This is a genomic window from Micromonospora sp. WMMD710 (genome assembly GCF_029626045.1).
Classification (GTDB): domain Bacteria; phylum Actinomycetota; class Actinomycetes; order Mycobacteriales; family Micromonosporaceae; genus Micromonospora.
Genome location: NZ_JARUBD010000001.1, coordinates 1,670,300 through 1,685,141, shown reverse-complemented (window position 1 = coordinate 1,685,141; position 14,842 = coordinate 1,670,300). Strand labels below are relative to the sequence as shown.

Annotated in this window: 12 protein-coding genes; all 12 read right to left on the bottom strand. The window is 74.1% G+C overall.

What is annotated here, in order from left to right:
- Positions 1-23 precede the first annotated feature (23 nt).
- Positions 24-803: a BTAD domain-containing putative transcriptional regulator gene (locus tag O7620_RS07625; RefSeq protein ID WP_278122464.1), complete on the bottom strand. Its 780-nt coding sequence runs from the start codon at positions 801-803 to the stop codon at positions 24-26.
- 137 nt (positions 804-940) lie between these two features.
- Positions 941-2,068, bottom strand: a complete 1,128-nt coding sequence (locus tag O7620_RS07620) for a hypothetical protein (protein WP_278122463.1) — start codon at positions 2,066-2,068, stop codon at positions 941-943.
- A gap of 13 nt (positions 2,069-2,081) precedes the next feature.
- Positions 2,082-4,424, bottom strand: coding sequence for a hypothetical protein (locus tag O7620_RS07615; RefSeq protein WP_278122462.1), 2,343 nt, complete (start codon positions 4,422-4,424; stop codon positions 2,082-2,084).
- A gap of 11 nt (positions 4,425-4,435) precedes the next feature.
- Positions 4,436-5,872, bottom strand: coding sequence for a baseplate J/gp47 family protein (locus O7620_RS07610; RefSeq protein ID WP_278122461.1), 1,437 nt, complete (start codon positions 5,870-5,872; stop codon positions 4,436-4,438).
- The gene (locus O7620_RS07605) at positions 5,865-6,368 is read right to left on the bottom strand and encodes a hypothetical protein (protein WP_278122460.1); all 504 of its coding nucleotides are present in this window, start codon (positions 6,366-6,368) and stop codon (positions 5,865-5,867) included. Before O7620_RS07605 ends, O7620_RS07610 begins: the two co-directional genes overlap by 8 nt.
- Before the next feature lies 1 nt (position 6,369).
- Positions 6,370-6,693 (bottom strand): hypothetical protein, encoded by a 324-nt coding sequence (locus tag O7620_RS07600; RefSeq protein ID WP_151489585.1) that lies wholly within the window; start codon positions 6,691-6,693, stop codon positions 6,370-6,372.
- A gap of 10 nt (positions 6,694-6,703) precedes the next feature.
- The gene (locus O7620_RS07595; RefSeq protein ID WP_278122459.1) at positions 6,704-8,731 is read right to left on the bottom strand and encodes a hypothetical protein; all 2,028 of its coding nucleotides are present in this window, start codon (positions 8,729-8,731) and stop codon (positions 6,704-6,706) included.
- Entirely contained in the window at positions 8,728-9,375 is a 648-nt protein-coding gene (locus tag O7620_RS07590; RefSeq protein WP_278122458.1) for a hypothetical protein, read from the bottom strand. Before O7620_RS07590 ends, O7620_RS07595 begins: the two co-directional genes overlap by 4 nt.
- Positions 9,375-9,875, bottom strand: coding sequence for a hypothetical protein (locus O7620_RS07585; RefSeq protein ID WP_151489582.1), 501 nt, complete (start codon positions 9,873-9,875; stop codon positions 9,375-9,377). Before O7620_RS07585 ends, O7620_RS07590 begins: the two co-directional genes overlap by 1 nt.
- Positions 9,876-9,877: 2 nt before the next feature.
- The gene (locus O7620_RS07580; RefSeq protein ID WP_278122457.1) at positions 9,878-11,359 is read right to left on the bottom strand and encodes a hypothetical protein; all 1,482 of its coding nucleotides are present in this window, start codon (positions 11,357-11,359) and stop codon (positions 9,878-9,880) included.
- Positions 11,356-14,562, bottom strand: coding sequence for a hypothetical protein (locus tag O7620_RS07575; protein ID WP_278122456.1), 3,207 nt, complete (start codon positions 14,560-14,562; stop codon positions 11,356-11,358). The genes O7620_RS07580 and O7620_RS07575 overlap by 4 nt, the downstream gene beginning before the upstream one ends.
- A 2-nt stretch (positions 14,563-14,564) precedes the next feature.
- Entirely contained in the window at positions 14,565-14,819 is a 255-nt protein-coding gene (locus O7620_RS07570; protein WP_151489580.1) for a hypothetical protein, read from the bottom strand.
- Positions 14,820-14,842 lie beyond the last annotated feature (23 nt).

Here is a 14,842-nt window from a genome sequence, read left to right as displayed (position 1 = left end):
GCCGGCCCCGTCCACCGTGTCGATCAGGGATGCGGCACCGTGGCACCGGCCATGCCGGCCCGCACCAGGTGCTCCAGCCAGGGTGTCGGCCCCACACCCAGCTCACGGCCCAGGTCGGCGCGGAACAGCTCGAAGCGCCGTACCGCCTCGTTGATGTTGCGTTCGGCCAGGTGCACGGCGATCAGTGCCCGGGTGGCGCTCTCCCGCAGCGGCTCCAACTGCACGGCGGTCAACGCCACCTGCACCGCCTCGCTGTAGCGGCCCTGCGCGGTGAGCCGCTCCGCGAGCGCCTCCAGCGCGTACAGCCGCGTCTGCCGGAGCCGCTCCCGCTCGGTCAGCACCCAGTCGTCGTACCAGCCGGGCAGCAGCTCACCGGTCCCGAGCGCCGACACGTCCGGCGCGGCGTCCACCGGCGTGACGCCGGTCAGCAGGGCCGCCGCCGCCGCGGTCAGGGTGGCCACGTCGCTGGTCACCCCGGCGGCCAGGGTCAGCCGGTCCTGCTCCTCGACGAGCGGCTCGGGGGTGACCCGGTGCAGCCGCCACAGCATGGTGCGCAGGTTCGCTCGGGCGCGATCCTCGTGCGAGCCGGGCCAGAGCGTGCCGGCGGCCTCCGACCGGGCACAGCGCGGCCGTACCCCGAGGTAGGCCAGCAGTCGGCGGGCGCCCTGCGGCACCGCCACCGCCCGCCCGTCGCGTTCCAGCCCGAACCCGCCCAGCAGCCGCAACGCGTACCGGGGCGGCTGCCCCGCGGCGGCCTCGTACACCCCGGAGTGCAGGTCGTGCGTCACCTCGTGAACATGCATGCATGCGCCTCTCGCACCCGATCGCCCCGTGGCAGTTCCACGCTCGGGTGTGGACGGTTCGCGCACCAGCGCAGTGTCGTCACACCGACCCGGCGAGCGGTGTGGATCAGCCGTTCGCCGGAGTCGCCGCCGACCGTTCAGCGAAGCTTGCTCAGCGTCCGGGCGTACGAGGTCCACTCGGCGGCGTCGCCGACCTCGGCGCGTACCCCTGCCTCCTTCATGATGGAGAGCACCCGCTCGGCGGGCGCCTCGGCCAGCTTGCCGAGGGTGCCGATCCCGGCGCGGGTCAGCGCCGCGCGGGCCCTGGTCGGCACCCCGGCGAGCATGGCGATGTCGGCGTCGCCGACGTTCTCCAGCTCCGACTCGATGCCGAGGGCGGCGGCCACCGCCGACTGGGCGCCGACGGTGGTCCGGACGATCGCCGCCTCCCGCTCGCTCACCTCGGCGAACATCGCGTCGAGGCTGGGGTAGCTGCTGTCCGCCGGCAGCACCTTGAGCACGTCGCGGACCGTCCGGCCGTCGGCCAGCTCGTCCTCGCCGAAGAAGCGGACGAACTCGACGAGCTTCACCTCGCGCGGGAAGCGCTGCCGGACGTCCGGGGTCTCGACGGCGTACCGGTCCAGATAGGCGGCGCCGCGGACCTTCGGCCCGGCGACCACATCCACACCGAGGGTCTCCACGGCGGGCAGCACGATGGTGCCGGCCTTGGTCTGCCAGATGCTGACCTTCTTGTCCAGGAACATCGTGGTGCCCATGTACTTGCCGAAGTCCAGAGCGCCGATGTAGTTCGGGATCTGCTCGATGGTGTACGGGCCGGGAACGACCTTGTTCTCGTGCACCGTCGAGTGCAGGCGGTTGATCTCGGCGCGGATTTCGTCGAGCAGTCGGCGCAGGCTCACCCGCATCGCGGCCATGCAGGCGAACGCCTTGGCCAGGTCGGTGCCGAGGTGGTCGAGGTCGTGCTCGATACGGTGGAACCGCTCGTTGAAGCCCTGTTCCCCCGGCGTCTGCCCGGCCTGGACGACGTCCTCGCCGTCGACCCAGTCGGTGTGCGCGAAGGTCCGGGCGAACGGCAGCGGCGCGCAGCCCGGCTCCACCGCCGGGAACGGCTCCGCGTAGCTGAACACCCGCTTCGCGGTGCCCACGTTCTCGTAGATCCAGGAGGAGACCAGCACGCTGGCGTCCGAGGCCGGGATGCCGTGCCGCGTGAACGTCTCGTACAGCTCGGTGACGGTCATCCCGTCGTAGTTGATCTCGCTCGCCATGGTGGTGTCCCTCTCAGAGCTGGTCGTACACGCCGCGGTGCCGGCGCTGCTGGAAGATGCGGAAGGTGCGGGCCACCGCCGGGCGCAGGGGCTCGGCGGTGCCGTCGGCGTCGAGGTCAACGTGGTCGCGCCGGATGCCGAACGTGTTGATCTCCACGCCGAGCGGGCAGACCCGCATCAGCGCGTTCATCAGCCGCTCGTACTGGGCCAGGGTCAACGCCACCGAATCGGGCAGCTCCACCCGGAACTCGTACGGGTCGGTCCGGCCGGTCCGCACGTAGGACAGCGCCACCACGGCGACCAGGCCGGCGTGGGTGGGCCGCAGCGTGGTCCGCGCGCCGACCGCCTTGATCTCCGCGGTGCCGCCGCCGAGCCCCACGGTGTACCAGCGGAACCCGGTGGCCCGCCGCTCGGCCAGGTTCAGCCCGGCCTGCGGCAGCCCGATCACACCGCACACCAGCAGCACCCGGTTGCCGGTGTCGACCAGCGGCAGCGCGGCGGCGAGGTGCTGGTCGCGCAGCAGGCCGACCAGCCGGGCCAACCGGTCCGCCGCCGCCGGTTGACCGGCGATCAACGCGGAAGCCAGCGCGGCCGGCAGCTCGATGGTCTCCACCAGCTCGTCGGGGAGCCGGTTGAGCGCGGCCACCACCGGCGCCGGATCCCGTACCGCGGGCAGACCGGCGGCGGCCAGGGCCGCATCGACGGGCTGCCCGGCGGGCCGGGTCGGCACGGCCGCCCACCGGGTCCGGGCCGCCGCGTCGGTCAACGGCGTCCAGGCCGGCTCCCCGGCGTCGGTCCAGGCCCGCGCGGCGGCGGTCAACCCGGCCAGCAGCAGCGCGTTGCCACCCGGGTCACCGGGAGCGTGGAACTGCGCCTCGACCGCCGTGTCGGCGCCGACCGCCGCGCTCAGCGGCGCGGTCACCGCCAACCCCCGGGTGGGCAGGTGCGACAGGTACATCCTGGTGGTGCTGATCCGGTGCGCCGTCTGCACCCCGCACACCCGCCACAGCCAGGCCAGCTCACCGTCGGCGGCCACCGTGGGCACACCGGCGGCGCGCGCGGCGGCGATCAACGCCTCGGCGGTCCGGTCGGCGGTGACCGTACGAGCGGTGTCCAGCACCCGGTTGCGCAGGTCGGTGGCCTGCGCGGGGGTCGGCCAGCTGACGTCGACGCCGAGGCCCAGCTCGTAGCGGCTGCCACCGGTGTCGTCCTGGGCGCGGGTCACCTGCCACACGATGGACGACCCGAGCGCCCGGCAGACCCGCCCGGCACGGTCCAGCGCGGCGGCCAGCGGCGGCGCCACCGCGTGCGCGCTGTCGAAGGCGTACGACTGGCGCAGGCTGGCCCGCAGCGCGGTGACCTCGGCCAACCGGCTGGCCGGCAGCGCCCGCCCGGCGTGCACGGTGTTGTTCGGCGGGGTGTTCGCCGGCAGTACGAGGCGATCGCGGCGCAGGTGGGCGAGGAAGTTGGTGCGGTGCTGCGGATCACCGACGGCGACCAGCCGGATCGCCACCGCGAACCGGTCGTCGTCCTCGCGCAGGGTGAAGCGGGCGCCGCCGGGCAGGTCGGCGAAGAGTCCGGCGTTCGGGTCGGTGTCCGCGCCGGGGCCGTTGAGCAGGCGGCGCACCGCACCCGGGGTGGGCAGCAGGAACCGCCGGTACAGGCCGAGCCGGTGCGCGTACGCGGCGTCCGGCTCGTGGGCCGGGGCGGCCAGCCGCCGGGCGTACACCTCGCCGCTGGCCGGCTCGTGCACCAGCTCGTCGACGAAGCGGGCCACCCCGACGTCCGCGCCGATCCGGTCCAGCGCGTCGCGCCGAGCGTGCGCCAGGGTCCGGTACGCGTGCACCTCCCGCGCCGCGCGACGCAGCCGGTGCTTCTCGTACGACACCAGGTAGAGCAGCCGGCCCAGGTTGCCCTCGACCACGGCCAGCTCGGCCAGGGCGGTGAGCGCCGTCCCGGTGACCGTCGTGGCGGCGGCGTCGACGGTCCGCTCGGCGGTCACGGCGACGGTGAACGGCGCGACCAGCGGCTCGTCGGCGGTGTCCGGCGCGTACGCGGGCACCGACGCCCCGGCGGCCGACCAGGGCGCGAAGACCACCGGTGGCAGCACCCGCTCACCGGTGCCGCCGGGGTCCACGGTGACGGTCACCCGGACGGTCTCCTCGACCAGGTCACGGCGCAGCACGACGGTGAGCAGCGGGTGCCGACTGGTCCAGTCCACCGCGGCGGCGCCGGTGCCGGCCAGCGGCACCACGACCCGCCGGACGGTGCCCGGGTACGGGCCCTCCAACTGGTCGACGAGGTTGCGTTCAACGGACGGGTCGGCGCCGTCCACCGGCACCCGAATGTCGGTCATCGCGCCTCCGCTCAGACGATCCGGAACGGCCGGGGATCGTCCCGGTCGACGTAGACGGGCACCTGGTTGGCGGCGAGCACCGCGTTGTCGCCGACCGGCAGCCGTTGCACCCCGTCGCCGGTGGGCGCGCTGCCGGTCACCACCACGGCCGAGTCGGCCGGGAAGCGGACCAGCCGCAGCTCCCGTACGTCGGCGACGCCCGGCTCGTTCATCAGCGTCCAGATCACCTCGGCGGCCCGGACCGGCTCGCCGAAGGGCAGTTCGTCGACGTAGCGGCGCAGCCGGGCGTGCAGCCGGGCGCGCAGTTCGGTGGCGGCGGTGGAGGCGTTCACCGTCTCCTTCGAGCCGGTGGGCAGCGGCAGGCCCCGGATGACCAGGTCGGCCTCGACGCCGATGCCGACCTCGTCGGCCCGGTCCACCGAGGCGAAGATGCCCACCGGGCGCAGGTCCTCGATGACCGACTCGACGGCGGCGTGCAGCCCGTCGGGGCCGTCCCAGATGGCGGCGGCGGTCGGCGCGACGAGGACCGTGACGTAGTACGGGTTGCCGAGGTCGCGTTCGGTGCTGAACACCCGCTCGATGAAGGTGAAGTTGCCGAAGATGGACTGGTTGAGGTCCAGCCCGCCCCGGCCGTCGAAGACCTGCACCTGGCGTACGCCCGGCACGGTCGCCACGGCCAGGCCGATCGCCTCGGCCGTCCAGATGGAGCGGGGCGCGGCCAGCAGCAACTGCCGGTAGCGGGCGTCGGGAACCTGCTGCTCGCCCCCGGTCAGCGCGACGGTGTGGGTGATCTCCACCAGCTCCGCGCCGGCGGCCTGCTCGGCGTCGTCCAGGTCGGCCAGCAGCGTGTCGGCCCGGTTCCACCTGTCGATCTTCTGACTGGCCTGGCTGGGATCGAGGTTGTGCGCGGGGCCGGGGTAGAACGCGGCGACCGCCGGTACCCGTTCGCCCACGGCGGCGGAGAGCACCACCGTCTCGTCCAACGCGACGTGGTGCCCGCCGGGGGTCGACATCCGCGCACCCCGGGGCAGCGTGAGCTGGGTGCGGCCGGTGGGCAGCGCCGCCTTCAGCGTCAGCTTCACCGTGCCGCGCGCCGGCAGGTACGGCCGGGGGATGCCGAGTTCCTCGCCGAGGCGGGTCAGCGCGTCGGCGGTCGCCGACACCACGTACGAGTTGTCGTAGACCGCGCCGAGTGCCGCCCACAGTCGAGCGTCCTCCAGGGCGGCCAGTTCGAGGACCTTGCGCAGGACGGCGCCGCTGGTCAGGTCGACGTCGTCGCCGAAGAGCAGCCGGGCGGTGGCCAGCTTCTCGGCGAGCAGCCGGGCGAAGGACTTCGGCACGAAACCGCTCTCGACGATGCCGAAGCCGGTCGAGCCGGTGGCCCGCAGCGCGGCGGCGTCGACGGCGAGGACGTCGGCCAGCTCGGCCGGGAGGGTGGGATCAGACACTGGGCAGCTCCCCGAGATGCACCGAGAGCCGGTCGTCGGTGATGGTTTCGAACTGGACCTGCACCTGCAGGGTGCGAGAGGACCGCAGCGCGGCTGCCGCCGCGTCGTCGGCACGGCCCGCGCCGAGCCGGCCGTCGTCGAGGTTCACGTCGACGATCTTGCGGACGCGGGGGTCGCGGTCGAGCAGCGTGATGATGCCGATGCGGACCTGCTCGCGGACGAGGTTGGGTTCGATCTGCTCGGCCAGGGCGTTGAGCCCGTCGAAGCCGAAGGTGGCGTCGAAGACGTTCGAGCCGCGCAACGTGGTCAGCGCCACCGCGAGGCTCTGCGCCACGTTGCCGGTGCCGGAGACGAGGGCCAGCACCCGGCCGTTCGGGCCGTCGTCGAAGACGACGTCGCGGGCCAGGTCGACCCCCGGCATGGTGGGTTCGAAGGCGAGTCCCCAGCCGAGGTAGCGGCGCTGGGCGGCCTGCCGTTCCCGTTCGGTGCGGCCCATCTCAGACCGCCCTCAGCGTGCTCTGCCCGGCGGTGGCGGCCAGGCCGGAGGTGCTGCCGTTGGTGGCGCCGCTGAGCGTGTCCAGCGCCACCCCGACGCCGGCGACGTGCAGCTTCTGCGCGGCACCAGACGCCGACATGACGTTCTTGCACTGCACGGTGGAGCTGCTGTCGGTGATCGTGCACCCGGTCACCGACTTGCCGGTGATGCCGTCGGGGCGGACCACCGGGGTGCCGGCCACCGTCAGCTTCGACTGCCCGGCCGGCGTGACCGTGCCCTGGCTGGGGCAGTGCACGTTGCTCGACGTGGTGAGCACGAATGCCATGTCGCTCTCCTCAGTGGACGTTCATCGCGTTGCTGACCTGGACGTCGACGTCGTCGGCGGCGATGCTGACCGTGCCGCCGCTGATGTTCACCGCGCCGTTGCCGGCGTCCAGGTCGATCCGGGTGGCGGTGATGGTGATCGAGCCGTCCTGCTTCATGACGATCGACGAACCGCCGGCGGCGTGCTCGATGGTGATGCTGTCGGCCTCGTCGGCGCGTTCCGGGCGTTGACCCCGGCCGTGCAGCTGCGCCCGGCCCACCCGCACGGTCAGCTCACCCAGCTCGATGACCCGGTTGCCGTCGGCGTCGGTGAGGTCGTGGGTCACCTTGCCGTCGTGGTCGGCGGGCACCACCGTGTCACCGATCGACGAGCGGCTGCTGCTGGCCACCCCGACCGGCAGCGACAACCACCAGTCCCCCGGTTCGGAGACCGGGGCGTGCCCGGTGGGCCAGAGCGCGCCCACCTCCACCGGGTCGTCCGGCGCGCCGTTGCGGTAGGCCAACGCCACCCTGGTGCCCGGGTAGCGGGGCAGGATCAGCCCGCAGCCGCCCCAGGCGAACGGGGTCAGGTAGGTCACGCCGGGCAGCGGCGCGGGCTGCTCCCGGCGTACCGGCAGGCGGCGGGCGCCGTTGGGCCGGCCGTCCGGCCGAGCGAGCCCCTCCCACACCGTCTCGGTCTGGGCGGGCGGCTCGACGGCGCCGCTGGCGTTGGTGGCCGCCGCGCGTACCTCGCCGATCTCCAGGCCACGCGTCTCGCCCCGGGCGGCCCGGGCCGCGCGGCGCACCGCCTCGGCGGCGGCCACCCCGGGCGACGACGCCGGGCCGGCCGGCTCGGCGGTGCCCACGCCGGAGGCGTCGCTCCAGCTGTCCCACGCCTGCGCGCCGGAGGTGACCTCGACGCCCTGCACCACCGTGACGAACCCGGCGGTACGCGACAGGGTGTGCCGTGCGGCGCTGAGGTAGAGCAGCGTCGCCCCCGCGCCCAGCTCCCCGGTCGACGGGGCGAACGGCGCCGCGAACGAGCCGAGCAGCGCCGCGCCGACGCTGCCCAGCGTGGTGGCCTCGTCGGTCGCCGGTGGGTCGAAACGCACCAGGTCGCCGGGCTTCAGGTCGGGGCGGCCCTTGAGGGTCAACGTCCACGCCCGGCGGCGTGGCGCGGCGGTGCCGCCGGCCTCGGTGGCCGCGTACGGGTCGCTGTCCTGGCCGCCGTTCTCGGTGCACTCCAGCAGGCCGGTGGCGAGGGTGAGCGGCTTCGGCTCCCCCTGCGGGTACGGGATCGGGCGTTTGCCGACGTGCACGGTGCCGTCGCGGATCAGCAGCATCCCCCGCCCGTACGCGTTGAGGGACTGTTGCAGCGCGCCACCGATGCGCTCCAGGGCGGCGCGGTAAAGCAGCCCGGTGCCGAAGGCGACCCGTTCGTCGCCGGCCGCCTCGGTGGCGCCGGAGGTCATCGTGCCGTCCGGGTTGGCGCCCCAGGTGGCGATGTCCACCCTGGTCCGTTGGGCGATGGCGCGGACCGCGGCGCTGAAGTTCGCCGCCTCGAACCGCTCGGCCACCCGCTGCCCGAGCCGCGCGTACGCCTGCTCGACGAGGGTCAGCTCGGTGTCGTACGTCCGTTCGCCAGTGAGCCGGCGCACCTTGGTCACCCGCAGTACGGCGACCAGCGCCTGGGTCAGTTCGGCCGGCGTCGGGCCGGCGTTGACGCCGACCAGGTTGGTGAAGAACGCGCCGACCGAGGTGTTGGCGTCCCGCCAGTACAGGTGCAGTTTCGCCACCAGCGGCGGTTGCCCCTCGGCGGTGCGCAGCGCGGCGAAGTGCTCGTCGATCAGCCCCTGCACGGTGATCGTGTACGCGCCGGGGCCGAGCCCGTCGGGCAGTGCCGCGTCGATGGCCGCGTAGTAGTCGGCGCTGGAGAGGGTCAGCGCCGCGTCGGGGCTGATCCCGGTGCTGGTCTCCCGGTGCAGCGTCAGCGTCCAGCCGGCGTCGTTGCCGACCGCGCCCTGGCGCACCTGGCCGCTCTGGAACGGCGTGAGTGTCATCGCAGCACCCTCCGCATCTTCTTGTCGAGCAGGTAGCGGTAGCGCAGCCTGCCGGGGCCCAGCTCGGACTCGACGCGCTGCGCGGGCGGGCGGCGACGCCAGACGAACTCGTTGATCGGTGGCGGACCGAAGTGGTCCGCCGCGCGGTCGGCGGGCCGCCAGGCCAGGGTCAGCGACGAGCCGTAGTCGCCGGAGCCGCGTACCGTCCCGGCGTGCAGCAGCCAGGCGAGCACCACCACCTCGACGGCCACCGGTGCGGACGGCGTGACGCTCGACGGGCCGGCGTCGGGGCACACCCGGCGCAGGCCTGCGGCGAGGGGCACCGAGCCGAGGATCCGGGTGCCCTGGCGGACGACCAGGCGCAGCGGCACCCGACCGACCAGCGCGGGTGGCCGGGGCGTGGCCGCCGGTGCGGGTCGCGGGGCCAGGTCGTCGGCGGAGGTGCTGACCACCGCCAGGGGGTCGGTGGCGAGCCACTGCCGGGCCAGCCCGGTGGGCAGGATCAGCACGGCGTGCACGCCGGCGCCCAGCTCGACGCGGTGCGGCAGGCCGGCGGTGAGGCTCTGTCGCACCTCGGTGAACCCGTCGGGCACCTCGACGGGTGTCTCCGGTAGCAGGTAGCGGTCGATCGGGAACGGTGGCATCAGTTGCCCAACCCGTCGGCGAGCGCGCCGACTCCGATGCTGGCCACGTCGAGCAGCTTGCCGAGCAGGCTGGGACGGGGCACGTGGACGAGGGTGATGGTGGTGTCCAGGACGTCCCGGCGGGCGGCGGAGGCGCTGAAGGTCAGCGACTGCACCTGCATGTCGGTGCGGATGGTCATCGACGTGACGAGGATCAGCCCGCCGAACCGTCCGCCGGAGTACGCGGCGAGGGCGGTGCCGCGTTTGCTCGCCTCGGCCATCGTCTCCAGGGCGAACTTCCAGGCGTAGCGTTCCGCGCCGACGAGCACGCCGGTCAGCGTGATGGTGTCGTCGTGGGTGGCCACGATGGCCTTGTGCGCGGTAGAGCCGATCGGCGGCAGGTGGTAGGTCTGGGCGAGCGAGATGGCGGTGACGGCCCAGAGCGGGATCGGCAGCACCCCGTCGCTGATGATCGCCGACGGCACCGTGCCGTAGCGCATGAAGCTGCTGGTGATGGCCATGATCAGCGCCCTCCGGTGGGTGGCAGCGGCACCGGCGTACCGGTGGGTTCGACGGCCAGGCCCAGGTCGCGCAGCGCCTGGGTGATCTCGCGGACCTCGCCCGCGGCGCTGGTCACCCGCAGTCGCAGCCGGCGCTCCTGAAGTGCCGCGCTGATCCGGGCGGGCCGGGTGGACGCGGAGCCGCGCCGGTTGATCCGGTCGATCTCGGCGGCGGCGTCCTCCATCCGGGAGATCGCGTCCAGGATGCGCGGGTCGGGGGTGAAGCCGGGATCGTCGCGCTGTAGTCGGGCGATGGCGTCGCGGAAGTCGGCGGCGTCGCGGCGCAGGTTGGTCACCAGGTTGTCGGTGAGCGCGCTGACCCCGCCGACGCTAGGCGCGCGGTGCGACTTGTCGTCGATGAGCCACACCCAGCCGTCGTGGCCGATGCCGACGAGGTCGGTGCCGGCGACCTTGACGTTGGCGTCCGGTCCCTTGAGGAACAGCTCGATGCTGCTCAGCGAGAACGCCGCGCTGTACTCGCCGAGCACGCCCCGGCCGTAGGTGACCATGTCGTGGCGCAGGTAGGCGCGGAAGCCGGCGCTGTCGTCGGCGCGTCCGCCCCGCTCGCGGAAGCGCCGCCACAGGGTCGCCAGGGCCTCCGGGTTGTGCACGGCGAGCTGCTGGGTGAGCCAGACGTCACCGGTGCCGGCCACCAGCGCGCGCAGATCCGGGTCGGCGATCCGGGCGAGGGCCTGGGCGAGGCGAGCCTCGCTCATCTGCAGGCCGCGCGAGCGGGCCCGCCCGAGATCGTCCACGGCGGTGCGCAGCCGGGCCAGTTCGTCGGGGGTGAGCCGACCGCCGAGGCGGGTCTCCAGGTCCGCGACGGCCGCCCGCTTGCCGGCCTCGGACTCGGCGGCCACCGCGTGCCACAGCGCGGCCGGTTCCAGCTCGGCGGCGCGGCGCAGCGCGGCCTGCCGGTCCGCCGGCATGGCCCGCAACGCGTCACCGACGATCGCGGTGGGCTCGACGTGCCGGCCGGCCGCGCCGCCGCCGGCGTCGAAGTCGCGCAGCAGCGAGTCGGCGTACGCGGCGGAGTCGTCGGCCAGTCGCAGCGGCGCGTCGCCGACGATGCCCTCGCGGGGTCGGCTCAGCTCCCGCATCTCGGTGCTGAGCTGGTCGAAGTACTCGCCGAGGGTGGCCACCCGCACGCCCTCGGGCAGGGTGCCGCCCTCCAGCACGTGATCGAGGATGGCGGCGATGTTGTCCCGCAGCACGGCGATGCGTTCCAGCCGGTTGAGCGCGTTGCCCAGGTGCAGGTCACCGACGTCGTCGACGATGCGGCGGATGAGGTGCTCCAGCAGCCGACGCGAGCGGACCTCGCCGGCCTCGCTGTGCTCCGCGATGGTCCGCATGAACCGGCGCAGCCGGGGGTTCGCGTCGGCGGCGGCGTGCACGGCGGCGGCGTCGAGGAACCGGCCGGCACGGAACCGGCGCGGCCCGGTCACGGCCGCACCACCGGGACGCGCGGCCCACCGGTGGCGGCACCGGCGTGCTGCGAGTCCAGCACCATGAGGATGAACCGGGCACCCTCGGGGCCACCGACCGCGCCGCTGAGCATCGCCTCGCGCTCCACGTACGCCAGCACCGGCTCCATCAGCTTCTGCACCACCCGTTCCAGCACCTCGTTGAGCAGGATCTCGGTGAGGAACGCCTGGAGCAGGTCACGGGAGGCCGCCTCGATGATCTGGCGGGTGACCCGGCGGACCACGTACCCCCGGGCGGCGCGCAGCCCCGCGCGGACGCCGAAGCGCAGGGCGACCCGGCCGCCGCGCACGGCCGCGCCGCCGATCGTGCCGGCCTCGGGGATCAAGGACATGGCCAGCCCGAGGTACGCGGCGAACAGCTCGACCTCGACCTCGGTGCGGGTGAGCACCAGCTCCGGGTCGAGCAGGGATTCGTAGAGGCGGGCCCGCTGGTGGGCGTGCGCCACGTCGACGGCGGCGACGGCGACCCCGACGACGAAGCCCAGCGGTGGGCAGAGCACCGACAGCGCGATGATCCCGACCATGATGCCGATCCCGGTCAGCGCCTCCCGGCCCAGTTCGGTGTTGAACAGGCTGTCGGTGCCGGTGGCGTAGTACAGGTTGCCGCCGAAGAACTCGCCGATCTGCTGGTGGGTGACGAGGTGGATGCCCTGCAGGGCGAACTGTCCACCGGGGATGGTGGCCGACGGGATGTGCTCGCTGATCCGGCTGGACCGAAAGGCGAAGCGGGCGTCGGCGCGGGCGCGGCCGAGCATCTCGGTGTTGTTGCGCTGCATGTCGTGCAGCACCCGCCACAGCTCGTCGCGGATGGCCGAGCGGTCGCCGGCGAAGCGGGCCAGCACGTCGGGCACGTCGGTGATCTGCTTGACCAACGGGTCCACGCCCTCGGCCTCGCCGCGCTGGATGACCAGCGCCTGTTCGATCTCGGCGAGGGTCCAGAGCACCGCGTGCGAGTCGCGGATCCGCGCGGTGCCGTCCCGCTCGACGATCTCACCGGCCGCGCCGGGGCTGGTCAGCGTGGCCTCGGCGGCGAGGAACGCGGTGGAGATGGCACGGGCGGCCCCGTACCAGGCGGTCGACGGGTTGGCCATGCTGACGGTGGCGAGGGCGCCGCCGCCGACGTCGGTGTGCTCCTGGGTCCACCGTGCGGCCTCGTGGCGGCGTAGCCGTTCGCGCAGGCCCTGCAGTTCGGCGTAGTCGGTGAGCTGGGAGACGATCAGCCGCTCGAAGATCGGCGCGTACCGCTCGAAGTTGGCGATCCGGGCGTTGATGCCGCTGCGGGAGCTGAGCAGCAGTTGCACCAGCATGGCCTGGCTGCCGACGATGAACAGCTGCCCGACGGCGCCCTTGACGGCCGGGCTGAGCGCCTGGACGAAGTGCAGGTTCCAGGACGCCGACGAGTCGATCCAGCCGCCGCGGATCCGGGCGAAGTGCTCGGGCTGGCTGTAGCGAGCCATGACCAGTTGGGCGAGATGGTCCAGGCGGGGCACGACCCCGGCCAGGTGGCGCAGGACCTGCACGGCGGGCGAGGCGACCGGCCGGAAGTCCAGCGGCCCGAGCCGGCCGGTGCCCTCCGGCACGGGCCGGGTGAACGCCTCCCGCTCGGCCGATCCGACCAGCAGGCTGATCGCCGCCGCTCGACCGCGCAGCACGGCGGCGGCCTGGAGGCAGAAGTTCGCCGGGTAGCGGCACGGCTCGCCCATCTGCAGCCGGAACGCGATGTCGTCCATGAGCCGGCGCAGCTCGTCGCCGTCCGGGCCGAGCGCGTCCAACTCCGGCTCGCCGTTGAGCGGGGCGCACGCGGGCATCGCGGAGTGTCCACCGGCCACGACGGGGAACCGGCTGCCCTCGACGCCGGCCGGCGCGCTCGGGCTGCTCGGGTCGAACACGAATCCGCCCCGGCGTCCCCCACCGGTGCCGTCGCCGGTGCCGCCGGCGCCACCACCCGGGCCGGTGCCCATGCCGACGCCGGCGCCGCCCGGTCCACTGCCGGTGCCCGAGCCGGACCCGCCACCGCTGCCCGAGCCCGTGCCGGTGCCGTCGCCGATGCCCCCGCCCGCGGGCGCGTTCGGGTCCGCCGCGGTGGTCGGGTGCTGCTCCACGCTGATCGGCAGCAGGTTCGCCGTGCCGGTCCAGTGCAGGTTCTCCTCGGTTTCCGCGGTGCTCACCAGCAGCAGGGACACCCCGCCGACGCGGACGACCACCAGGCTGCTCGGTGTGGACCCGCCCACCGAGGCGAGGATCGCGTCGACCCGCCGGTTCACCTCCGCGTCGACGGCGCGCTCGAGCTGTGCCTCGTACTCCGCCACGCTGGTGGTCTCACCGCGCGGCTGGGCGGTCCGTAGGCGCTGCCGGATGTCGGCGTTGAGCTCGTCGTCCACCATCGCCACCAGGGCGGCCCGGTCGGCGACCGGCCGGCGCTGCACCGTCCCGGGCTGCGGGCTGGGCACCCGCGCCTGCACCTCGAAATGCGGCTGCGGGGTGGCCCGGAACACCGTCTCGCCGAACGTGTCGAACGTCAGCACCGACAGTGGAGTCGTGGTTACCATGATCGCCCAGACCTGACGTCCGTCGGAGCCGACCACCCGGGCGATGATCCCCTGGGGGGCGCCCGAGGGCAGACCACCGTGCTGGCGTACCGCCTCGCGGGCCAGCTCGGCGAAGTGACCGACCAGATACGTGGCCGGCCGCAGGAACCACTGGTAGGTCACCGGCGGCGGATCGTCGCCGGCCACCGGCACCTCGGCGGCGTCACCACCCTCGTCATAGGACGGCACCCGGTAGACGGCCAGCAGATGACGCATCCGAGACGCGTCGAACACCTCGCTCGGCGGCCGGCTCAGCGGCACGGCCACACCGGCGGGCAGCCCCGGATCGAGCCGCGCCCCGGCCACCACCTCGTCGACGCGCCGGCGCAGCCGGGCCTCGAACGCCCGCCGCTCGTCCCGGGACACCCCCGCCACCGCCGCGCCGGTCCAGCGGAACTCCGGCGCCCCGGCGCGTACCTCCAGGTAGCCGCCACGGGGCGCGACCACCTCGCGCCGGGAGCGTTCCAGGGCGCGCGTCAGGGCCGCGGCGAGCGCCTCGGTCACCACCTCCGGTCGCGCGGTCACCGACCGGGCGTCCAGCCGGATCCGCACCGGCACGTGCACCGAGATGGCCATTGTCAGGACCGCCCGTCCAGGTGCGCGGCGAGCCGGGCCAGCGCGAGGTCGGCCAGCGCGTCGGCGTCGAGGGCGCCGCCGGCCGCGACCACCTCGATCTCCACCGGGAAGTGGTACGCGATGACCGCGCGGTCGTCCTCGGCCACCTGCTCGGCCTCCGCCTCGCTGCCGGCCGCCGGCAGCACCAGCTCACCCGCGTGCACCAGGGCCAGCCCGGTACGGGTGACCCGGGCGGCACGGCCAGCACCGGTCGCCATCTGCTACCTCCGGTCAGTCGTGG

Excerpts from the sequence above, each read along its gene's own strand:
- O7620_RS07625 (WP_278122464.1), bottom strand. The coding sequence starts at position 803 with ATGCATGTTCACGAGGTGACGCACGACCTGCACTCCGGGGTGTACGAG.
- O7620_RS07620 (WP_278122463.1), bottom strand. The coding sequence starts at position 2,068 with ATGGCGAGCGAGATCAACTACGACGGGATGACCGTCACCGAGCTGTAC.
- O7620_RS07615 (WP_278122462.1), bottom strand. The coding sequence starts at position 4,424 with ATGACCGACATTCGGGTGCCGGTGGACGGCGCCGACCCGTCCGTTGAA.
- O7620_RS07605 (WP_278122460.1), bottom strand. The coding sequence starts at position 6,368 with ATGGGCCGCACCGAACGGGAACGGCAGGCCGCCCAGCGCCGCTACCTC.
- O7620_RS07600 (WP_151489585.1), bottom strand. The coding sequence starts at position 6,693 with ATGGCATTCGTGCTCACCACGTCGAGCAACGTGCACTGCCCCAGCCAG.
- O7620_RS07595 (WP_278122459.1), bottom strand. The coding sequence starts at position 8,731 with ATGACACTCACGCCGTTCCAGAGCGGCCAGGTGCGCCAGGGCGCGGTC.
- O7620_RS07590 (WP_278122458.1), bottom strand. The coding sequence starts at position 9,375 with ATGCCACCGTTCCCGATCGACCGCTACCTGCTACCGGAGACACCCGTC.
- O7620_RS07585 (WP_151489582.1), bottom strand. The coding sequence starts at position 9,875 with ATGGCCATCACCAGCAGCTTCATGCGCTACGGCACGGTGCCGTCGGCG.
- O7620_RS07575 (WP_278122456.1), bottom strand. The coding sequence starts at position 14,562 with ATGGCCATCTCGGTGCACGTGCCGGTGCGGATCCGGCTGGACGCCCGG.
- O7620_RS07570 (WP_151489580.1), bottom strand. The coding sequence starts at position 14,819 with ATGGCGACCGGTGCTGGCCGTGCCGCCCGGGTCACCCGTACCGGGCTG.